Annotated in this window: 20 protein-coding genes; 13 read left to right on the forward strand and 7 right to left on the reverse strand. The window is 65.3% G+C overall.

The genetic code is table 11. The annotated features are described in order from the left end of the window. The first annotated feature begins 249 nt into the window (after positions 1 to 249). The 7 genes from ACY466_RS05005 to ACY466_RS05035 all read left to right on the forward strand — a co-directional run bounded on the left by ACY466_RS05005 (position 250) and on the right by ACY466_RS05035 (position 6980). Positions 250 to 1452: a cytochrome P450 gene (locus tag ACY466_RS05005; RefSeq protein ID WP_463250309.1), complete on the forward strand. Its 1203-nt coding sequence runs from the start codon at positions 250 to 252 to the stop codon at positions 1450 to 1452. Beyond that, positions 1449 to 1646, forward strand: coding sequence for a ferredoxin (locus ACY466_RS05010; protein ID WP_463250311.1), 198 nt, complete (start codon positions 1449 to 1451; stop codon positions 1644 to 1646). The genes ACY466_RS05005 and ACY466_RS05010 overlap by 4 nt, the downstream gene beginning before the upstream one ends. Continuing rightward, a complete protein-coding gene (locus ACY466_RS05015; RefSeq protein ID WP_463250313.1) occupies positions 1643 to 2791 on the forward strand; it encodes an NAD(P)/FAD-dependent oxidoreductase in 1149 nt (382 codons plus the stop codon). The genes ACY466_RS05010 and ACY466_RS05015 overlap by 4 nt, the downstream gene beginning before the upstream one ends. Positions 2792 to 2800: 9 nt before the next feature. Further along, positions 2801 to 3193 carry a hypothetical protein gene (locus ACY466_RS05020; protein WP_463250315.1) on the forward strand — a complete coding sequence of 131 codons (393 nt, stop codon included), beginning with the start codon at positions 2801 to 2803 and terminating at the stop codon, positions 3191 to 3193. A gap of 147 nt (positions 3194 to 3340) precedes the next feature. Further along, positions 3341 to 4219, forward strand: coding sequence for a hypothetical protein (locus tag ACY466_RS05025; protein ID WP_463250317.1), 879 nt, complete (start codon positions 3341 to 3343; stop codon positions 4217 to 4219). A 31-nt stretch (positions 4220 to 4250) separates the two neighbouring features. After that, positions 4251 to 6026, forward strand: a complete 1776-nt coding sequence (locus tag ACY466_RS05030) for a GMC family oxidoreductase N-terminal domain-containing protein (RefSeq protein WP_463250319.1) — start codon at positions 4251 to 4253, stop codon at positions 6024 to 6026. Positions 6027 to 6107: 81 nt separating this feature from the next. Then, positions 6108 to 6980: a PaaX family transcriptional regulator gene (locus ACY466_RS05035; protein ID WP_463250321.1), complete on the forward strand. Its 873-nt coding sequence runs from the start codon at positions 6108 to 6110 to the stop codon at positions 6978 to 6980. Positions 6981 to 6989: 9 nt separating this feature from the next. Here ACY466_RS05035 and ACY466_RS05040 read toward each other — a convergent pair whose 3' ends face one another. Next, the gene (locus ACY466_RS05040) at positions 6990 to 7403 is read right to left on the reverse strand and encodes a RidA family protein (protein WP_463250323.1); all 414 of its coding nucleotides are present in this window, start codon (positions 7401 to 7403) and stop codon (positions 6990 to 6992) included. A 107-nt stretch (positions 7404 to 7510) separates the two neighbouring features. Between ACY466_RS05040 and ACY466_RS05045 the strand changes: the two genes are divergently transcribed. From ACY466_RS05045 to ACY466_RS05070, 6 genes are read left to right on the forward strand one after another with little or no spacing between them, the layout of a single operon-like run. Next, positions 7511 to 8356 (forward strand): fumarylacetoacetate hydrolase family protein, encoded by an 846-nt coding sequence (locus ACY466_RS05045; protein ID WP_463250325.1) that lies wholly within the window; start codon positions 7511 to 7513, stop codon positions 8354 to 8356. 50 nt (positions 8357 to 8406) lie between these two features. Beyond that, a complete protein-coding gene (locus ACY466_RS05050) occupies positions 8407 to 8847 on the forward strand; it encodes a cupin domain-containing protein (RefSeq protein ID WP_463252136.1) in 441 nt (146 codons plus the stop codon). Next, positions 8844 to 9782 (forward strand): acyl-CoA thioesterase, encoded by a 939-nt coding sequence (locus ACY466_RS05055; protein ID WP_463250327.1) that lies wholly within the window; start codon positions 8844 to 8846, stop codon positions 9780 to 9782. Before ACY466_RS05050 ends, ACY466_RS05055 begins: the two co-directional genes overlap by 4 nt. Further along, positions 9779 to 11437, forward strand: coding sequence for an AMP-binding protein (locus tag ACY466_RS05060; RefSeq protein ID WP_463250329.1), 1659 nt, complete (start codon positions 9779 to 9781; stop codon positions 11435 to 11437). Before ACY466_RS05055 ends, ACY466_RS05060 begins: the two co-directional genes overlap by 4 nt. Continuing rightward, positions 11434 to 13815, forward strand: a complete 2382-nt coding sequence (locus ACY466_RS05065) for a bifunctional salicylyl-CoA 5-hydroxylase/oxidoreductase (RefSeq protein ID WP_463250331.1) — start codon at positions 11434 to 11436, stop codon at positions 13813 to 13815. Before ACY466_RS05060 ends, ACY466_RS05065 begins: the two co-directional genes overlap by 4 nt. Further along, positions 13812 to 14255 (forward strand): acyl-CoA thioesterase, encoded by a 444-nt coding sequence (locus ACY466_RS05070; protein WP_463250334.1) that lies wholly within the window; start codon positions 13812 to 13814, stop codon positions 14253 to 14255. The genes ACY466_RS05065 and ACY466_RS05070 overlap by 4 nt, the downstream gene beginning before the upstream one ends. Here the strand turns inward: ACY466_RS05070 and ACY466_RS05075 are convergent. The 6 genes from ACY466_RS05075 to ACY466_RS05100 form a co-directional block, all read right to left on the reverse strand. Next, positions 14237 to 15205, reverse strand: coding sequence for an AraC family transcriptional regulator (locus tag ACY466_RS05075; protein ID WP_463250336.1), 969 nt, complete (start codon positions 15203 to 15205; stop codon positions 14237 to 14239). The genes ACY466_RS05070 and ACY466_RS05075 overlap by 19 nt on opposite strands. 117 nt (positions 15206 to 15322) lie before the next feature. After that, positions 15323 to 16987 carry a thiamine pyrophosphate-binding protein gene (locus tag ACY466_RS05080; RefSeq protein WP_463250339.1) on the reverse strand — a complete coding sequence of 555 codons (1665 nt, stop codon included), beginning with the start codon at positions 16985 to 16987 and terminating at the stop codon, positions 15323 to 15325. Then, a complete protein-coding gene (locus tag ACY466_RS05085) occupies positions 16984 to 17772 on the reverse strand; it encodes a cyclase family protein (protein ID WP_463250342.1) in 789 nt (262 codons plus the stop codon). The genes ACY466_RS05080 and ACY466_RS05085 overlap by 4 nt, the downstream gene beginning before the upstream one ends. A gap of 89 nt (positions 17773 to 17861) precedes the next feature. Next, positions 17862 to 19496, reverse strand: coding sequence for a phytoene desaturase family protein (locus tag ACY466_RS05090; RefSeq protein WP_463250344.1), 1635 nt, complete (start codon positions 19494 to 19496; stop codon positions 17862 to 17864). After that, a complete protein-coding gene (locus ACY466_RS05095) occupies positions 19493 to 21019 on the reverse strand; it encodes a flavin-containing monooxygenase (RefSeq protein WP_463250346.1) in 1527 nt (508 codons plus the stop codon). Before ACY466_RS05095 ends, ACY466_RS05090 begins: the two co-directional genes overlap by 4 nt. After that, positions 21016 to 21831: an SDR family oxidoreductase gene (locus ACY466_RS05100; protein ID WP_463250347.1), complete on the reverse strand. Its 816-nt coding sequence runs from the start codon at positions 21829 to 21831 to the stop codon at positions 21016 to 21018. The genes ACY466_RS05095 and ACY466_RS05100 overlap by 4 nt, the downstream gene beginning before the upstream one ends. Positions 21832 to 21965: the final 134 nt, after the last annotated feature.

Genomic DNA, 21965 nt, shown 5'->3' on the forward strand with positions numbered 1-21965 from the left:
TAGGTGACGATATCGTCACCAATACGAGGAGTCGTCATGACGATCGATCCCGCACACCGATTGCGGCGTTCCGGGCCGCGGAGTCCGCAGACGTTCTCCGGTAGGCCGAGGCGAACAACCCGGCGTACCTGCAGGACGGTGACGTGGTGGAGGTGACCATCGCCGCCGACGACGCGATGCTCGACCTCGGTACGCCACGGACGACGGTGCGGTTCGCCCGATGACCCGCATCGACATGGAGGAATCACGATGACTGCAGACACGATCGTTCCCCGGTACGGGAAGGACATCTACTCCACCGATGCCATCCTCGATCCGCTCCCGCACTATGCAGAGCTCCGAGCGCTCGGTCCGGTGGTGTGGCTGTCTCGTCAGAAGGTCTACGCGATCACGCAATACGCGGAGTGCAAGCAGGTGCTGCTCGACGACGCGACGTTCATCTCGGGCGACGGTGTGGCGCTCAATCCCGTGGCGAACCGCCTGGGCCGGGGAACGACGCTGAACAGCGACGGCGACGAGCACACCCTCAAACGGTCCGTGCTCGCCCATCGGCTCACCCCGAAGGCCGTCCGGAAGATGGCGTCGGCGGTGCAGGACAAAGCGGAGCAGATCGTCGAAGCCGCGATCGCGAAACAGAGTATCGATGGAGTGGACGACCTGGCGACGGCGCTTCCGATGTCGATCGTCCCCGACCTGGTGGGATGGCCGGACGACGGCCGAGACGATCTCCTGCGTTGGGCCGGAGCAACATTCGATGTGCTCGGTCCCCTGAATCGCCATGCCGTGACGGCGACCAGAGCGGCGACGGAAATGTTCGCCTATTCGCGGCGCGTGGTCCGTGAACGTTCGGTGCTGCCGGGCAGCATGGGCGCGGACGTTCTCACGGCCGCAGACGAGGGCCGTATCGAGAAATCGCAGTGTCCGGCGTTGATGATCGACTATCTCGGCCCGTCGTTGGACACCACCATCGGTGCGATCTCCGGTGCACTGCACCTGTTCTCGCGACACCCGGACCAGTGGCAGGCGATTCGGGACGATCCGTCACTGATTCCGAATGCGATCAACGAGGTGGTGCGGTTCGAGTCACCGATCCGGGCGTTCTCTCGACGGGCCGTGCGAGCGGAGGACGTCGGCGGCGTGGTGATCCCGCGGGACGCTCGGGTACTGGTGCTCTACGCCTCGGCCAACCGCGACCCCCGCGAGTGGCACGACCCGGACTCGTTCGACATCACCCGCGACGCGTCCCGTCAACTCGGCTTCGGATCCGGAGTGCACGGCTGTGCGGGTCAGGGTCTCGCTCGCCTGGAGGCCTCCACGATCCTGCGGGTGCTGGCCGAGCGCGTCGAGAAGATAGAGCCCGCGGGAACTCCGTCGCGCGCGGTGAACAACGTCATCCATCGATTCGACCGCCTCCCACTGAGGCTGGTCACAGCAGAGAGGACCGCATCATGAAGATCGACGTCGAATGGGATCGCTGCGAGGGACACGGCATCTGCGCCGAGCAGGCACCGGAGGTGTTCAGCCTCGACGACGAGGGCGAGCTACACCACGCCTACGACGGTGCCGACATTCCCGACGAGTTCGTCGCCGGGGCGCGTTCCGCAGTGGGGGTGTGCCCGGTGGCCGCGCTGCGAGAACAGGCGTGAGCCACGGCGCACACGTCGTCGTCGTCGGTGACTCCATTGCCGGGTGCACCGCCGTGAGAGAGCTCCGAGCACTGGAGCACGAGGGGCCGATCACCTTGATCAGCGGCGACCCGGACGGATCTTACGCCCGGCCGCCGCTGTCGAAACGTGTTCTTGCCGAGGGTCTCGGCGCGTCGGACACGTGGAATCTCTCCGATCTGAACGTCTCCGCTGTCGCGGGGCGAGCGACCGGAGTCGACACCGACCGGCGGATGATCACCCTCGACGACGGCGACCCCGTCTACTACGACATCCTGATCGTGGCGACAGGCGCGGACGCACGCCGACTGGCGGCCGCGGGTCAGCGCGGGGAAAGAGTGGTGCGCACACTCGCCGACGCGGGTGCACTGCGGGACCGCTTGGAGACGGCGTCGTCCGCGGTCGTCGTCGGTGCGGGATTCCTCGGGATGGAAGTGGCCAGTGCCTGTGCAGCGCGGGGCATTCCGGTCACGGTGGTCGACGTGGACCCGCCGTTGCAACGAATTCTCGGCCCGTTCCTGTCCGAAGCCGTTCTCGCGCGGGCTGCCTCGCAGTCCGTCGCCTACCGACGGGCGCGCACACCGGTCGAATTGGTCGGCGACCCGGTGAGCGGGATCCGTATCGACGGCGACGATCTCGCGGCCGACCTCGTGGTGACCTGCGCCGGGGAGATACCCGGCACGGCGTGGCTCGACGGGACCGGCATCGCGGACGACTGTGGTGTCGGCATCGATGATCGGTGCGCGACTTCTGTGGCGGGAATCTACGCTGCCGGCGACGTGTCGTGGCTACGCAGCACGGACGGTGCACCCCGTCGAACGCCGTTCTGGTCGAACGCGATCGCTCAGGGCAGAGTCGCCGCAGCGTCGGCGGTGGGCAAGCCGGCACGATGCGCTCCGACGGACGACTACTTCTGGACCGAGGTGCTGGGGTTGTCGATCAAGGTCGTCGGACCCCTTCCGCTGACCGGTACTCCCACGGTCCTCGAGGGGTCCGTGGACGACGGCTCGGCGTTGCTCGAATGGACGCATGACGACGGCCGCCGGACGGTCGTGGCCTACGGCCGAAAGAAGGCCGTCGGCGTGCTGCGGCGATTGGCTCGCGACTCGACCCCCACCACGAACTGAGGAAGAACGATGAATCGCTCCGTCAAGCCCGGTCTCGCGCGACATCTCCCCGGAGCTGTCGGGCTCGCCCGAGCCGCCATCGGCATCGCTCACATGGTCGCCCCCACCCGCGCCAACGAGCTGCTCGCCGGCCCGGACGCCGGTCTTGCGACCACCCGAGCTGCGGCCCGCACCTTCGGAGTACGGGAAATCTACGTCGGCGGGGGACTGTACGCAGCAACTCTGTACGCCCCTGCCGCCGTTCGCGTTCTACTCCGCGCCGGGGTGGCCGTGGATGTATGGGACGCTGCCGCGTTTGCACTCACCGCACACCTGCCGAAGAGAACACGGATAGGTGGATGCACTGTTGCCGGCGGCTTCGCCGTCGCCGGCGCGCTGGCCGAGATACACCTGGACCGGTAGCGGCCCGGACCATCGATCTCCTTCGCAGCTCACGGTGGGCCTGTGATCGGTCGAACGAACGTCACCGTGGCCGACCGTCGACTGTCGTCGCTGGGGTGCGGCGCGACGGGGGAAAGTCTTGGTGATTTACACAGTACGATCAGGGCCGTGATACGGACAAAACACACACGGCGTCGGGCGTTGCAGTTCGGTGGACTGACTGCCATGGTCGCCACCATCACGGCGGTGCGCCCCGGTACGGCCGGGGCCGGACCGCTCGGTGGGTATCCGGATCTCCCGGAATGGGCGGAGGCGGTGCTCGACCGGCTCGTGCTCTCGTCCACCGACGCGATGCGCGGGATGGTGGTCATGATGATGCCCGCCGGTGATCCGTACTCGGTCCGTCAGGGCGTCACGGCGAACGGGCCGGGGCCGTTGGATCAGAACGCACCGGAGTCGTTCGTCAATCTGGTGGACCGCTTCATCCCGCAAGGTGACCAACTGCTCCGACCGGTGGCGGTGGCGTTGAGCACGACCCTGGTGGACCTGACCGGCGGCGTTCCCGGAGCTCTGCCGGACGCGGAACGCGCTCGGGTCATCGACGAGGCCATCGGCTACCGCTTCAACGACCGCACGTTTCCGGCGACTCTCCTGGCGGGGCTCCTGCTCGACGTCGGTGCACTGCTGGTCGACGTTCGCAGTATCGACGGTCCGTTCGCGTCGGCGTTCGCCAACTCCACGTACACCTCCAAGTGCCGCGTCATGGAACTGATCGAATCACCGCTTCCGCTGCTGGTCTCGCTGATCGACGACGCGCTTCCGCAACCCCTCGCGGGGTCCGCGTCGGGAGTGCTGAAATTCCTGGGCGGCATCCTGCTCGACGGCGCCGCGTTCACGGCCTGGAGCGAACACGAACTCTACGACCGTCACACGCGCACGTTGTCCGCGCGTCCCATCGCCTGGGACATCACCGGCTATCGCCCGAACGGCCTCGTGGACGGGCACGACGAGTTCATCGGATTTCACAAGGGAATGAACGCGTTCTGACCGACGGTCGGAATGCGAGGACGGAAGACGTATGCGTGACGTGATCGTGGTCGGAGCCGGGGGTGGCGGGCCGGTCGTGGCCGCCGAATTGGCGTTGCAGGGTCTGGATGTGTTGCTGCTCGAAGGTGGGCCTCGACATGCGGACCCGGATTCGGAATGGTCGCATCTGGAGTTCGACGCCAACGATCCCACCTCGGGGTTCCTCAGATTCGGCCCCGGTGACCGGGACAAGCCCGCGTGGTTCCGCGAGTGGGCACAGAACAGTTTCGTGTGGGAACTGTCCGGCGTGGGTGGCACGACGCAGCACTACTTCGGCAACAGTCCGCGTCCGTACGCCGGTGTGTTCGCCGGCTACGAGGGGGCCGACGCCGGGTTGTACGACACGGCGTACAAATTTCCGCTCACCTATGCGGAGCTGGTTCCGTATCTCGAATGGGTCGAGGAGTCGTTGCCGGTACGGCCGGCCCCGATGGGAACGAAGGAGGCGTTGTTCTTCCGGGGGTGTGAGGGGGTCGGTCTCCCGCTCCAGCGCGGCCGGGACACCACGGAGGCGGCCTATCGGCCGCAACCGAACGCCATTCTGCATCCCGGGGGAAACGCCGGCCTGACGTCGGACAGTTCTCTGCTGGTCTTTCCGGACGCCACCGGCTGCACGTTCTGCGGACACTGCTTCCAGGGATGCTCGTTGCCGCGACAGGCTCCGCGCAACCAGTACGCACGGAGATCGACCGACAACAGCTATGTCCCACTGGGCCTGGCGGCGGACGCGGTTCGGCCCGGTGGTCGGGTGATGGAGTTGCGGGCGGACGCGTTCGTGACCGAGGTGCACCACGAGACGGTCGGTGGTGTCACCCGTGCGACCGGGGTTACGTTCCGGGACAACAACACCGGTGAGACCGTCCGCGAGGACGCGACCGTGGTGGTCATGGCGGCCGGCGCCACCGAGACCCCTCGACTGTGGTTCAACAGCGGACTGCCCAACCCCAACGGGTGGGTCGGGCGCGGGCACACCGATCACTGGTTCGACTGGGTGGTGGGGTTGTTCGACGAGGACACCGGAAACTCCCGTGGAGCGAACTCGTGTGCTCGCGTGGAATATCCCGGTTACGGCGGCCTCGAGAACGCGGGCCTGACTCCTGGCATTCAGGCGTTCACGATGAACCTCTCCGAAAGCGGCATTCGGGGCCAGTACACGAACGGCCGCGGCGGGACCGGTGCCTGGGACGGTCAGGCGGGCCGCCTCGCCGGAGCCGAGCTGCGAGAATTCATGGAGCACGGCATCGATCGCATGCTCAACGTTCTCTGTATCACCGACGATCACGTGGACCCGGAACAGCGCATCGTCCCGTCGGCGTTCCCCGCGGACGAGAACGGTGCCGTGGCGAAGATCGACCTGAAGTCCCGCAACCGATTGCCGGCCACCGAACGCAACCGCGAGTTCCTGGCCAACCGGGCTGCCGAGATTCTGCGCAAGGCGGGGGCCGACAAGATCTACCGCGTCGACTGGGCGCCCCTGTTGTTGCACGTACATTCGTCGATGCGGATGGGTGAGTCGGCCGAGAACTCGGTGGTGTCGGCAACCGGTGAGGCGCGTTTCGTGCAGCGGCTCTACATAGCCGACAACTCCATGCTGGCGAACTCGCTCGGTGGGCCGAACCCGACGCTCGCGACGCAGGCGTTCGCGACGCGGACGGCCGAGCACATCATGACCACCTACTTCGGCGGTGATCGCTGGGTGGGCCGGGATGCACCCATCGTCACCACCGACGCCCGCATCACGCGCCGCATGATCGAGCTCGGACTCTGATTTCCGGGCATCCGAACCGAGCCGGCGGTTGTGCGATGAGCATCCGGGGTCGATAGAACGGCTGTGTGGTTGGATCGTCGAGTGGTGGATTTCGACGGCTCCGACATGATGGGCGATGCGGACTCGGTCGACGGTGCAGCAGATCTCGCCGATCGATCACTACCGCCACGGTCCCTGATCGTCACCGTGGTCGGGCTGTACGTGCGCGAGTTCGGGGGATGGGTGGGTGTCAGCAGCCTCATCCGTCTGATGGAGCCGGTGGGTGTGGACGCGCCCGCTGTGCGGTCTGCGGTGTCGAGACTCAAACGGCGCGGGATTCTCGTTGCCGAGAAGCGGGGTACCACAGCGGGATACGCGCTCTCGGCGGTGGCGCGCGATATTCTGGCCATCGGCGACCGACGAATTTTCGCTCGGCCCTCGGCAGTCGACGAGGACTGGACCATGGTGGTGTTCTCGGTTCCCGAAAGCGAACGGCGCAACAGACATGCGTTACGGACTCGCCTGGCGGGGCTCGGATTCGGCAATGTCACCTCGGGTGTATGGATCGCACCGGCACACCTCGCCGACGATTGCGCGCAGGCGCTGGCCGTCGACGGACTGGACGCGTACGCCGACGTCTTCGTCGGTGCTCGTCTCGCCTTCGCAGATCTGTCGCTGCGGGTAGGGCAATGGTGGGACCTCGAGGCGCTCGGTGCCGCCTATGCTCGATTCTTCAGCCAGTTCGAGTCACTCCGCGAGACGTGGACGGACGCGTCGCCCGCCGAGGATCCGGGAGAGGCGTTCGCCGACTACATCCGCGCGCTGACTGCCTGGAGGCGTCTCCCGTATCGCGACCCGGGTCTGCCCGCCCACCTTCTTCCTCGACCGTGGCCCGGGGACCGGGCCACGGCACTGTTCACCGATCTTCGCGCGCTGCTGGAGAAGCCCGCGCATACATTCGTCGATCGAGTGTGACCGGACCGCCTACGGACGGATGAGGCGATCCTCGGGAATCACTGCGACAGCGGTGATTTCGATCAGTGCCTCCTCTTGCCACAGACCGGTGGTGCCGATTCCGGCCATTGCCGGATAGACCGGCCCGGCGAGTTCGCGCCACACGCGGCCAATCTCCTTGCCATGCGCCTGGTAATCGGGAATATCGGTCAGGAAGATCGTGACGTTGGCCAGGTCCTCGGGCTGTCCGCCTGCTGCGGCCAAGGTGGTCAGAACATTCGAGAACGCCCGGCGGAACTGCTCCACTATCCCGCCGGAGACGATGTTCATGTTCTCGTCGAGGGCTGTCTGTCCGCCCAGGTAGAGCGTGTTTCCGGCCAGTGTGCCGTGTGAGAAACCCTTGGGTGTCGGCAGTTCGGCGGGATTGACGGTGTGGTGGGCCATGAGTGGTCCTTCCCGAGAGTGGTCGAGTGTCTGCATCTCCGACAAGTATTGCGCACTTACGACGATCGTGCAAAACTCGATACAAGATCACGTCGGAAGGACGCATGATGAGGCTCGCAACACTCGAACTCGACAGCGGGGACACCGTTGCGGCGGCCAGCTCTGCGGACGGATGGGTGGCGCTACCTGCATCGTCGCTGTCGGAACTGCTTCGCACCGGCTGGTCTGCACCCAGTTCGGGCATCGTCGAAGGACCGCAGGTGACCGGCACACCCGTTCTTCCGCTGCCTGCGCCTGCGAAGGTGATTTGCTGTGGGTTGAACTACGGCGAGCACATCACCGAGACCGGTCGCGACCTGCCGACCCACCCGACGTTGTTCGCGAAATTCGCCGACTCCCTCATCGGACCGACGGACGACGTGGTGATACCGGGGGACGTCAACGCCGACTGGGAAGCCGAACTCGCGGTGGTCGTGGGCCGAACGCTGACGCGTGCGTCGCGCGCCGAAGCAGCCGAGGCAATCCTGGGCTACACCGTCGCCAACGATGTGTCGATGCGCGATTGGCAGCGGCGCACCCTGCAGTGGTTCCAAGGAAAAGCCTGGGACGCAACGACTCCGGTCGGTCCGGTCGTAGTCACGGCAGACGAGATCGACCCGGCCGCGGGACTCACGATCACGTGCCGGGTCAACGGTGTCGTGGTCCAGCAAGACAGCACCAACACATTGGTCTTCGATTCTGTCGAACTGCTTTCGTACATATCGACTTTCACTACCCTGCGTGCCGGAGATCTCGTACTCACCGGTACTCCTGGCGGAATCGGCATGGCTCGTGAGCCTGCCTGGTTCCTCACCGCCGGCGACGTTCTCGAAACGGAGATCGAGGCCATCGGCACCCTCATCAACACGGTCCGGGTCACCGAGCCGGCCTCTCGAGCAAGGAGAACAGCATGACCACCCAGATCAATTCCAACGCCGGATACTCTCTGGACGGGGACAACTCGATGTACGCCAGCGTCGGTGGGCAGGTCGTTCCTGTCGTGACACGGGCAGGTGAGGAAGACGGCCGGACCGGTCAGACCGAGGGCGCGGTGCGCATCTCGGGCGTCAGCCCGCAACACACGCCGGCCACGAAGATCTGGTACGGAAAAGTGAGCAACGAACCGGGATATCGTTCTCTCGCGCACCATCACGGGGAGGCCGAGACGGGTGGTTACGTCCTGTCGGGCCGTGCTCGCATCTACTTCGGAAAGAACTACTCGGAGTACATCGACATGAACGAGGGCGACTGGGTCTTCGTGCCACCGTTCATGCCGCACATCGAATGCAATCTCAGCCGCACCCAGCCGTTGCATTGGCTGACTACACGTACACCGGACAACATCGTCGTCAATCTTCCTGTGGTAGATGACGCTTCGCTTCCCGACTGGTCGGACCGACCGTGACGCAAGCGGTGGCGACCTCCGCCATGTTCACCCGATGCGTGTCGTTGGCCGAGGCCGCGCCGCGTCGTGCGGATCTCGGTTTCACCGCACGGACTCAGGCGTGTCCGTGGCCCAAAGCGTACGGCGGCGACATGGTCGCTCAGGCGGCAGCCGCGGCCATGCGTTCGGTGACCGACGGCAAGTCGATGAACTCGATGCACTCGTATTTCTTGCGGCCCGTCGACATCGATGCGGAGGTGCACTACGACGTCGAGGTGATTCGTGACGGTCGCCGATTCGCCACCAGGCAGGTGCGCGCTCATCAGAACGACAAGGTCGCCTACATCGGCATGGTGTCCTTCGCAGCCGGCGGTCCCGGAGGATCGCTGAGTAGCACGGTACCCACCGATGTGCCTGCGCCCGAATCTCTTCCGACGTCGGAGCAATACCTGGCCGGCCATACCATCTCCGAGCAGAACACGATGACCACGGTCTCCAAGGAGTACTGGTCGGTCGGTCGTAGCTTCGACATGCGGCACGTCCCCGGTCCGGTGTACCTCGAAATCGAGGGCGGGCGAAGCCCACACCAGGTCATCTGGGTACGCCCCTTCGACCGGTTGCGTCCGGTGGACGGTCTCTCCGATGCCCAGCGGGACCTCGCCGCGCTCGCGTACGTCTGCGACTACACCATCCTCGAGCCCGTGCTCCGTGCACTGGGGCATTCATGGGCCGAGAAGGGGCTCGTCACAGCCAGTCTCGATCACGCGATGTGGTTCCACCGCACGCCCGAGCCGGGGGCGATGGACGGTTGGCTGCTCTACGCCCAGGAGGCAGTCGCCGCCGATCACGGGCGCGGAGTCGGCATGGGCAAATTTTTCACCCCCGAAGGAATCCACCTGGCCACCGTCGTCCAGGAGGGCATGATCGATGCCGAGACGACAGGAGCCGTGCGATGACCGCGGACACAGTACAAGCTCTCACCCGCAGCGCACACGTGGACACGTTCGCGCGAGACAACCTTCCACCCGCCGAGTTGTGGCCGGTCCTCGAATTCACGACCCCGGAACTGCAGTATCCGGAGCGGCTCAACGCGGGAGCCGAGTTGATCGAGCGCGCTGTCGAGCGGTTCGGCGAGCATCATCATGCTCTTCGCACCCCGGCCGGGATCGCCTGGACGCTCGGTGAACTCCGCGACCACACGCACCGGATCGCTCGGGTGCTCACCGAGGACCTCGGACTCGTGCCGGGCAACCGCGTCCTGCTGCGCTCGCCCAACACGCCGATCGCGGTAGCGGCGTGGCTCGCGATCGTCGAAGCCGGCGGGATAGCGGTGGTGGTGATGAGCGCCTTGCGCTCTCGCGAACTGGCACCGATCGTGGAGAAGACGAAGCCGGTCATCGCACTGGTGGACTCGCGGTCCGCGCAGGATCTGCGGACGGTGCGTGACGAGGGGCATCCCGAACTGGTGGTGGTTCCCTTCGGAGGGCACGATTCCGAGGATCTGATGGTTCGTTCGGCGGGCAAGCCGACCGACTTCGTGGCCGTCGATACCGCGGCAGACGACGTCGCGTTGCTGTGCCCGACTTCCGGGAGCACCGGGACACCGAAGATCACGATGCACTTCCACCGCGATGTGCTCTCGATCGACAACACGTTCGGCACACACGGTCTCGGCCTCCGGCCGGACGACGTGGTCGCGTGCACTGCGCCGATGGCGTTCACCTTCGGCCTGGGAATGCTGGTGGTGTTTCCGCTGCGGGCCGGTGCCTGCGCTCTGCTCACCGATGCGGTGACTCCCGCTGCACTGGCGGATGTCGTTGTCAACGAGGGAGTCTCGGTCCTGGCCACCGCCCCCACGGCATACAAGCAGGTCATCAAGGCCGGGAAGATCATGCAGCTGGCCGGCCTGCGAACAGCGGTCAGCGCCGGTGAGCACATCTCTGCGGGGGTGTGGAACCGCATTCGGGACGCGGTCGGTCTCGAGATCGTCGACGGAATTGGTGCCACAGAACTGTTGCACATCTTTCTGTCCACCGCTGCAGCGAACGAGATTCGGGAGGGTTCGACAGGTAAGCCGCTGCCGGGCTATCGCGCCGAAATTCTCGGTGACGACGGCGAACCGGTCGCAGCCGGCGTACCGGGTCGGCTGGCGGTGATCGGTCCCGTCGGGTGCCGATACCTGGCCGACGACCGTCAGTACGAGCGGGTGGAGAACGGGTGGAACGTCACCGGTGACACGTTCTACCGCGACGAGGACGGCTTCTTCTTCTACTGCGCACGAACCGATTCGATGATCGTGTCCTCGGGTTACAACATCGGTGCTCCGGAGGTCGAGGCGTGCATCGATATGCATCCGGATGTCGTGGATTCGGCCGTCGTCGCCGAAGCGGATGCCGAACGGGGCCAGATCGTCAGCGCGTTCGTGGTGCTTCGGTCGGGAGTGGCCCGAGACTCGACGGTCGTGAAATCCATTCAAGATCACGTCAAAGCAGAACTGGCACCGTACAAGTACCCCAGACGAATTCGCTTCATCGACGCTCTGCCGAGGAATTCGAGCGGCAAACTTCAGCACTTCAAGCTTCGCGAAACGATACAGGAGAGCACATCATGAGGATTGCCATCGTGGGTGGGGGCCCCGGCGGTCTCTATTTCGCCGCCCTCGCGAAACAACTCGACCCCAGTCATCGGATCGACGTCTGGGAACGCAACGCACCCGACGACACTTTCGGCTTCGGTGTCGTGTTCTCGGACGAGACACTCGGCAGTATCGAAGGTGCCGACGCCGTCGTGCACACCGAGATGGAGCGTCGGTTCGCGCGGTGGACGGATATCGATGTCGAGATCGACGGCCGCTCGTACACAGTAGGCGGACAGGGATTCGCGGCGATGAGTCGCAAAGAATTGCTGGCGATCCTGCAGCAGCGCGTCGCCGAGCTGGGCATCGAGGTGCAGTACCGGAGCGAGGCACCCGATACCGACGTTCTGCGGGCGTCCTACGACTTGGTGATCGCGTGCGACGGTCTGAATTCCGCTGTTCGTACCCGTTACGCCGATGTTTTCCGGCCGACGCTGGACCGTCGCGACAACAAGTACATCTGGTTCGGCACCGACAAGGTGTTCGAGGCATTTCAGTTCCTCGTCCGGCATACCGAATTCGGTACCATGCAGATCCACGGGTATCCGTATTCGGATCAGGGTTCGACGTTCATCGTCGAGATGCACGAGGATGTCTGGCGGCGGGCCGGCCTCGACGCGACCGAGGACCAGCACCTGCCACCGGGCGTGTCCGATACGTATGCGGTCGAACGGATTCGCGAGATATTCGCGGACGATCTCGGTGGTCACGATATTCTGACCAACAACTCGAAGTGGTTGTCGTTCCAGACCGTTCGTAACGAGCGGTGGTTCGACGACAACGTGGTACTGCTGGGCGACGCGGCGCACACGGCCCACTTCTCCATCGGATCGGGCACGAAGCTCGCGATGGAGGACGCGTTGGCCCTGGCCGCCTGCGTGCACGAACATTCGAGCATCGCCGACGCACTGGCTGCGTACCAGGCCGAGCGAAAGCCGGTGGTGGAGAGCACCCAGCGGGCGGCCCAGGCCTCGCTGGAGTGGTTCGAGAACATCGGTCTCTACGCCGATCAGGAGGACACGCAGTTCGTCTTCAATCTGCTGACCCGTTCTCGCAGAATCACATTCGACAATCTCGGTGAGCGTGACGGCGAGTTCGCAGCACTGGTGCAGCAGCGGTTCGCCGATACCGTTGCGGGTGGACCGGCAGTCGATTCAGCGCCCGCCATGTTCCAGCCGGTGCGCATCGGTGAACTGGACCTGGTCAACCGGATCATGCTCTCGCCGATGGACATGTACTCGGCGGTCGACGGCCTGCCCGGAGAATTCCATCTCGTCCATCTCGGGTCCAAGGCGCTGGGTGGGGCCGGTCTGATCATGACCGAGATGACCTGTGTGTCGCCGGAGGCTCGGATCACGCTGGGCTGCCCGGGGCTGTGGACCGACGGGCAGCGCGATGCGTGGGCCCGGGTGACCTCCTTCGTGCACGCCAACAGTGCAGCGAAGATCGGGGTCCAAATCGGCCATTCGGGTCGTAAGGGATCGACGAAGCTGATGTGGGACGGAATCGACGAGCCGCTCGAGGCGGGGAATTGGGAGCCGATCGGACCGTCGCCCCTAACGTACGGCGACGGATGCCATGTTCCACGTGAGGCAACGCGCGAGGACATGAATGTCGTAGTGGCCGATTTCGTCGCATCAGCCGAGCGTGCCGTGGCCGCCGGCTTCGATCTGATCGAAGTCCATGCGGCACACGGGTATCTGCTCTCGTCGTTCCTGTCTCCGGTCGCGAACGTCAGAACGGACTCCTACGGCGGCAGCCTGGAGAACCGCCTGCGATTCCCGCTCGAGGTCTTCGATGCAGTCCGACGTGCGGTCCCGTCGAGCTTCCCTGTTTCCGTGCGTATCTCGGCGACCGATTGGGCACCGGACGGAAACACCGTGGACGACGCCGTCGAGATCGTTCGGGCGTTCGTCGAACACGGTGCAGCCGCTATCGACGTGTCCTCCGGCCAGGTGACCAAGGACGAGAAGCCGGCATTCGGACGGTCGTATCAAACTCCGTTCGCCGACCGGATACGTCACGAGGTGGCCGCAGCCGCAGGAGTGGCGGTCATCGCCGTGGGGGCGATCTCGTCGTACGACGATGTCAATTCCATTCTCCTGGCCGGCCGAGCCGATATCTGCGCACTCGGACGTCCGCACCTCTACGACCCACAGTGGACGCTGCATGCTGCTGCGGAGCAGGAGTACCGAGGACCCGGAGCGCAATGGCCTGCGCAGTGGCACGCGGGTCGGCGACGTCCACCGACCTCTCGTACCGACAAGGTCCCGCCGCGTCTGTCGTTGCTTCGGGACGGTTCCGACCACTCAGCCCATGTGCGGTGGCAACCGAGAAGTACAGTGCCTGCATGACTTTCTCGTTGTCGGGCCGGGTCGAATGGGTGGACACCGATGCCGCGGGCATCTACCACAACAGCACAGTCGTCCGGTTCGTGGAATCCGCCGAGGCCGCACTCGTTCGCGAGTGTGGCCTCGTCGGCTATTTCCCGGTAGCACCCCGAGTTCGGTACGAGGTCGATTTCCACGCACCGTTGTATTTCGGACAGCAAGTCACGACGGACCTCGACATTGCGCACCTCGGGTCGTCGTCGATGCGGTTCGAGTTCTCGATCTGGGGTGAGGCATTCGAGGGGCGAGACCGTGAACTCGCGGCGAGAGGTTCGTACGTGACGGTGCACATCGACCGGGCAGTCTCGGGAGCCGTTGCGGCACCCTGGCCGTCGGAGTGGCGAGAGGTTCTGCACGGTCTGGTGAAGACCCCGGCCGGGCCCGGTCAGGACGCGAGAGTCTGAGACGGGCTCAGGCCGAACTCGGCGCGATAGAACTGCGAGAACCGACCGAGGTGGAAGAACCCCCACCTGGTCGCAACTTCGGTGACGCTGGTGCCGTCGGGTGCCGCATCGACCAGGTCGGCGTGCGCTCGTGCCAGGCGAGCTCTTCGTAGTTCCTCGAGCGGCGTCGTTCCGCGCTCACGTTGGAAGGCGGCTTGCAGTGTTCGCGGACCCACGCCGACTCTGGTAGCCAATTCTGCGACGCGCCACGGATATTCGGGCTGTTCGTGGATCAGATCCAGTGCGCAACGAACAGTTCGGGACGTCAGTGCAGTTTGCGTGGCCTGAGGCGACTGCATGGAGGAGTTCGGCTGCGCTGCAAGCAGTCCAGTGACGAGGACCTGCTCGAAGTGACTCGCGGCCAAGGGCGAGGAGAGTATCCCGGTTTCTCGCTCGGCCTCGTCGCAGGCAAGGTGGACAATCCTCATCCAGCTCGACATCGCCGGGGAGTTCATGTCCACCAATGGGTGGAATACGACGGGATCGGCCGAGGCCCCGGGCTCCGATTCCGCCGCCGACTGCACGGCGTCGCGGGGGATGTGCACGAGGAGTTGTTCGCAATCGGCCGACCATTCCATGTCCACGTGCAGAGTCGGTGACGGCAGGGACGCGAACCGTCGGTCGGATTGCACGACGGTATCGCCGACCTTGACTCGCGCGGTGCCGTTGAGCGGAATCTGCACGAGGAAGAAGGATTCGAAGGTGCCGGGGGTGATGCGCACATCCTGTCCGTAGCGGAGGTAGTTGATGCCGATTCCACCGACCGAGGCAGCATTGTGGACTACCGACAGTGCGCCGTGGCGTGTCTTCACCGTCAGGCGATGCGGACAGAACGACTGGCCGACCGACGAGCGCGCCTCGTCCAGGTCGGCCGTGGCCAGCACCGGGTGACGGCGAAGCAGAGCGGGCATGACGGTCCTCACCTTCCGGGCTGTGTGACCTCCATCATAGCCGCGGGATGTTGCGAGGATGTATCGATCGTCGAAAATCGACGATACTACTGCTCGGCTCAGTGGCCCCTCCATGCTTCAGTGACCTTTGAACGCCTCTGCCAGCCACCAGGCACCGCCGTCTGCGGCAATTTTGGCGTCGATCACCATGACCCCCTCCGGTGATTCGGCCCAACGACGAACCTCGTCCAGGTCGGCGAGACTGCGTACCGTCACGCCGCGGGCTCCGAATCCTCGGGCGACAGCGGCGATATCGATGTCGGGGAAGGTGACAGTCGTCAGGTCTGCAGGCGCTCCGTCCTGCGGCAGGTGTTGGAAGTGGTGCACCTCCGCGCCGTACGCCGCGTCGTTGTACACCGCGACGAGCATCGGACGGCCCAGTCTGACCGCGGTGTCGAGTTCCGAGATGCCCATCATGAAGCCACCGTCGCCGGTACCGATCACGGCGAGGCGATCGGGTTGAGCCAGTGCTGCGCCGATGCCACTGGACAATCCGAGACCGATCGATTGGAACGCCTGCGTGAAGCAGAAGCCCATGTGGTCGGGGACGCGAAGGTAGGTCGACGGATACCCCATGAAGTTTCCGGAGTCGATGGCCACGACACGGTCCTTGGGCAGCATCTCGTCCAGTGCCTTCGTGAACGGGCGCGGGTCGATGGTCTCGGACGTGGACAGGTCCTCGGTCTCGGTGTCGTTCCACCATCGACGGGCGGCGAGCTCCGTCGATACCCGGGGCGTCCGGTAGCCGTTGCGTACCGCAGAGTTCCGACTCAGTTCGGTGAGAACGTCGATCGCGGTGGAGGCGCAGTCGCCGTGAATTCCGAGGTCCACCGGGCGATGCGCGCCGAGTGCGGAAGCGGTGTCGTCGATCTGGACCACGCGGGCATCTGCCCCGATCAACGATCCATGTCGCATCGTCCACATGTTCAGCGCGCAACCCCACCCCACCACGAGGTCTGCGTCGGAGATCAACTGTGCGGTCAGCGGAGCCGAGAACCCGCCCGAAATTCCGAGATCGAATTCTTCGCCTCGAAACAGGCCGTTGGCGACTGCAGAGGTCGCCACGAGTGCCCCGGCATGCTCGGCCAGGGCCGAGATCTCCGGGCCGGCGCCGCGGCCGCCCCGGCCGGTGACGAATACCGGCCGCGACGCCCCTGCGAGCAGGGCCGCGAACTGCTCGACCGCCGACTGCGCCGGACGCACCGGTTGGGGAGCCGAGGGTCGCGCGACGGTGCCGTCGTAGTCCGGTGCAGGAGCGGATTGGACGTCGAGCGGCAGGTTGAGCACCACCGTGCGACGGTCGTGCACGGCCGTCTGCCACGCTCGGGTGACGTCGGCGATGGCGGTCCCCGCCGAGTGCACCCGCTCGGAGACAGCGCCGACGCTGCGGGCCAGCGCGTCCTGGTCGATGCGGAAGTTCGACAATCGCGACGATGCCGCGACGTCTGCGGCCAACACGATGACGGGGGTGCGGCTCTTGGCGGCCTCACCGATACCGGTCATCGCGTTCGTCAGCCCGCAACCCTGGTGCACGCTGACGATCGCGGGTAGCTCGGCGAGGCGGGCGAATCCGTCGGCCATCGATGCGGCGCCGCCTTCGTGACGTGCTGCCGTGTAGGGGATTCCGCGTGCGATCAGGGCGTTGGTGACGTCGAAGTTGCCGCTGCCGACGACACCGAAGATGTGGCCGACGCCGAGATCGGCGAGCACGTCCGCCACCAGGTGTGCAACGGTGCGCGTCATGCCGGAACGAACGCGAGAACGCGTGCAGGAGAACCGGTTCCGCCGACGATAGGGAGCGGAGACACTACGAGTACTGCGCCCGTGACGGGGAGTTGATCGAGGTTCTGCAGTTGGGTGACGCCGTACTTGTCCGCGCCGAGCAGGTAGTGGTGGACGGGGAACATCGGTTCCATTGCGGCACCTTGACCGGCATCGACTCCCACGGTCTCCACGGCAAATCCGGAGATGGCCGACTCGGCCAGCCACTGCGCACCTGCCACCGAGACGCCGGGACTGTGTGGGCCGGTGTCGTCTGCGTTCAGGAACGTCTCCGCGTCCTGGTTGCGAGCACTCCATCCGGTGCGGAAGACCAGCCAGGCGTTCTCCGGAAGCGGCCCGTTCTTCGTCACGAACTCGTCCAGATGAGTCGGCTCGAGCAGGAAATCCGGATCCGACGCGACCTCGGCGGTGAAGTCCAGCACGACGGCGGGACCGACGAGTCGAGACGGGGGAATCGTGTCGACGGTATGACCGTCGCGGCCGGTTGCCCAGTGCGCGGGCGCATCCACGTGCGTGCCGGTGTGCTCGCCGGTGTGAATGTTGTTCCATCCCCAGCCCGGACCTGCATCGTCGAAGTCGCTGACCGGTTCGAGGGACAGCGAGATCGTGTTCGCGAACGGTGCCGGCAGTGCCAGCACCGGTGTCGTGGACGACAGGGGAGCCGTCAGGTCGACGACGCGGATCGCGCCGTTCGCCAGCTCGGTCAACAGGCTGGTCAGTGTCGAGGGTGTCGTTGGAGCGGTCATCGGTCGAGCCTTTCGTCGGTTCTGTCGAAGTTACTGTTCGGGCCAAGCCGATAGCTCGCACCCGCATGCCACGTTGTCGCAGATCCTCGTCATGGTCCCGAAGTGAATTTCTCGATGGTGCTGCGCACGCGATCGACACTGCGTGTGCGACGAGACGGTGCGAGCAGGTGCTGGGCGACCAAATGGCCCGAGCCGCCGCCGAGTCCGGGTCCGGGGTGTGTGAAGGCACCGATGTGGAAGAGTCCGTCGATTCCCGTGCGGTGGCCGGTGCCGGTGCCGGGGCGCCAGAGCAGCGATTGGTCGATTTCGGCCGCGCCGCCGTAGGGATCGCCTGAGACGGCGTTGGCGTTCGCAGCCGTCAGCGCGGTCGGCGGGATGGAGTAGGAATCCAGTACGGTCGAACGCAGGCCCGGTGCGTAGCGCTCGATCGAGTCCAGGACGCGATCGACGTACGCCGTCGTGGTACCGGTACTCCACGTGCCGTCCGTCGAAATCGATCCCGCGGCATCACCCTTCGGCGCGAACGGTAGCTCCTGTAGCTGCACCCACAACGTTGCCTTGCCCGTCGGTGCACGGCTGGAATCGAGTACGCACTGTTGACCGACGACGATCGTGGGCTCTGCGGGGAGCAGGCCTGATTCTGCTTGCGCGCAGGCGATTCCGGTGCTGGACGCGCCGCTTCCGATGTGTACCAGCGGCACCTCGTCGAGTCGGGAATCGGACCACCGAAGGGGACGGTCCAGCGCGAAATGCAGCTGCATCGCAGCCCGACCCGGGCGATGCCGATCGGCCGCGCGTCTACCCGCTGCAGGAACGACAGCAGGATCGAGCAGGTTGTCGTAGAGCCTGGGCGTTGCTGTGGAGGCCAGTACCGCCCGTGTAGCTGCGAGTCTTTCGCCCGCCAGATGCACCGCTACGGCACGACCGGACCGAATCTCGATGTGCTGAACGGATTCACCGAGTATCACTGTCACCCCGCGCTCGCGGAGCACGCGATCGAATGCGATCACGAAGTTGTCCGCGCCGCCGGTCACCACAGGAAGGCCGGCCGCGTGCATGGTGAAGGCCATGATCGGAAGCATCAGCCCACCCGTCGCGTGGTCGGGCGACAGGCCGGCATGCAGGAGCCACGGAGACCAGAGATGATCGGCCTCGAAACCACGAAAGCGCTCACGGATCAACGCGCGTCCGCTCTGCGCCGACACGCGCAGCATCTCGACGCTGCCGTCCTTGCCGAGTGCGCGCGCCATCGATGCGCCGAGGCGAGCGAGGTCGAACGGCCGCAGTTCCGAGCCCAGGGCACCGAATGCGTGGGGCGCCCAGCTCTCGAGGTCCGCGAGCATCGCTGCGTACGCCACGCGATCGTGCTCGTGCTCGAAGTCTCGGGCGGTTCGCGCCGGGTCGCGGTGTGCCACTGCGACACCACGGTCCGACACCGCGGCCGTGACAGCTCCGTCGGTGTTGGAGTACGAGAGACCGTGACGGTGCAGGTCATCCCCGAGAGTCGCGTACGCACCACCGGTGACGAACAGGGGGTGCCAGGAACTGAAGGTGTCGTGGACGAAACCCGGACGCGTCAGCGTGTCCGAGGCGATGAATCCGCCCAGCTTCTCGCGTTCGTCCACGAGCGCGACCGACCACCCCGCGCCGGCGAGCTCCGCGGCAGCGACCATTCCGTTGATTCCTGCGCCGACGACGACGGCGTCGAAACTGCGGGTCGTCACCCGTGGATCCGCTTCTTCAGTGTCTGCACGATTCCACGGTAGTCACTCGGGTTCACCGGAAGCAGCCACTGCTTCGCCCGCGTCAGCATCGACACGTTGATTCCGATGTCGTTGAGCGTTTCGTCGATGTTGTGCACCGAGAACGGAATGATGTTGGTCCCACGCGCGTGATTGCCGTTGGTGCGTTCGCGCATCCAGGCAAGGCGTTTCGCGACGGATGCGCGCATCTCCTCGTCCGAGGGGAGTGTGTGGTTGCCGCCGAGCAGTGAACCGATCCACAACGCGGACGTCTCTGCCGACAGCGGCGAGAAGAACGAGGAGTTGTACCCGGCGAAGCTCAGATCCGACACCCCGACGGGATGAATCTGCTGATGCAGAACGTAGTCACCGTTGGCATCGGTGAACCGGCGCAGTACATCGGGGGACAGGAACGGGATGTTCTGCTTCCAGCCGGTGGCTGCGAGCACGACATCCGCCCGGATCACCGTGCCGTCCGACAATTCGGCCTGCGGATATCCGTCTTTTTCGAGCAGACGCACGATGGTCGTTTCACGGCGCACATCGATCGACCCGTCGGCGATTGCCTCGAAGAATCCTTCCGTGACCAATGAGACCGTCGATCGTGCGATGTCGGCGAACGAACCCTCGGGAACGAGGCCGAGCTTCTTCAGGCCGAGCTGCCTGGTGGTGACACTTCCCACGCTGGACACCATCGAGTCGGCGATCGTGGAATCAGCTGCGTGGAGCACTCTTTCGACGCCGTTGACCGAGTGGTAGCGAAACAGACCTTCGCCGAGTCGGGTCAACATGATGAACTTGTAGTTGACGATGTTGCGAATCTTGCGAGGCAACTTCCACAGCAGCTCGCGTGCGACCACGGTGGTGGAGGCCGCGACTTTCGACACCTCGACGGTGATGTCGCAGGCGGACTTGCCGTATCCGACGATGATCGCGTGCTTGCCGTCCACCTGATCCAGGCTGTGCAGGTCCCCGGCGGGGAAGATCTCGCCCCCGGCCGCAAGGAAGACGTCTGCACCGTCGAACGCCGGAACGAAGGGCTCGGAGAAGATGCCGCTGGCGAGAATCAGATGATCGACGTGCTCGGTGTTGGTGATCGGCTCGTCTCCGTGCACCGCTGCATCCGTACGTCTCGTGGTGACGTCCCAGCCGCCGGAAGGGGTCGGGACGGCGTCGACCACCTCGGTGTCGCAGTGCACTCGGTCCATCAGATCGAATGTGCGAGCGTAGTTTTCGAGGTAGGACTGAACCTGTTCGCCGGAGGGCCACTCGGGGTAGTGCTTCGGCATCGGCATCTCCGACAAGGCGTAGGTGCCCTTGTTGTTCTGCGTCTTGAGTCCCGGGTAACGACGCGTCGCGCTCCACACGCCACCGACGTCGGGGGCCTTCTCGTAGACGACGACGTCGTGCCCCAATTCGGTCAATACCCGTGCCGAGGACAGTCCGGCGAACCCGGCACCGACGATGGCGATGGTCTTGCTGGGATGAATTCGGTGAACACTCATGAGGGATCCTGTTCGGCGAGAAGGGGAATGGCTGGAGTGGCTTGCTCGGGACCCATGGCGGAGTATCCGCCGTCCGCGGCCCAGTCGGCTCCGGTGACGACCGAGGCCGCGTCGGACGCGAGGAAGGCGACGACGTTGCCGACTTCGCTGGGGTCACCGACGCGTCCGGTGAGGTGGAACGGTGCGGCAACCCGATCGGTCTTGACGCGATCGCCGCCGGAGAGGTTGTCCATGATCGCGGACCACGTCCAGCCAGGGCTGACCGAGTTGACTCGAATCCCGTCGGCGGCGAGGTCCATGGCCATCGATCGGGTGAGCTGAGCAATCGCGGCCTTGCCCGCTGGGTACACCCAGCGACCGGTCTGTGCCACCGAGCTCGAGATCGACGTGAAGTTGACGACGGACGCGTGTCGGCTTGCCTTCAGATGCGGGTGCGCGGCTTGTACCAGGGCAACCATGCTCACGACGTTGACGTCCAGAGCCGTGAGCCAATCCGCTCGCGTGGTTGCGAATCCGTCGTCGATGTAGACGGCGGCCAGGTTGACCACGATGTCGAGGCCACCGTGTTCGGCGACCGTGTCGGCGACGAGAGTCGCCAGTGCCGCGTCGTCGGTGACGTCGACCCGACGAAAGGTGACAGTGGCCCCAGAGCTCGACGACTCCTTCGCGACGAGTCCGCCGTTCTCTTCGTCGATGTCGGCGACGACCACGGACGCGCCGTGATCGGCGAGCACCTGAACGACTCCGCGCCCGAGCAGCGTGGCTCCTCCGGTGACGATGGCCGTGCGTCCTGTCAGGTCTGCGGTGGTCACGGGGGCTCCCTTGCGATGGGAGAGTCACATCTCGGTGGCTCTCGGTAGCGAGGGACGTTACGGAGACCCGAGGAGTCCGGATATCCGAAATGCGCAGGGTTAGTCCCGATGGCGCACCGAGCGTCAACGAGCCG

This window comes from Rhodococcus sp. K11/5, assembly GCF_055193735.1.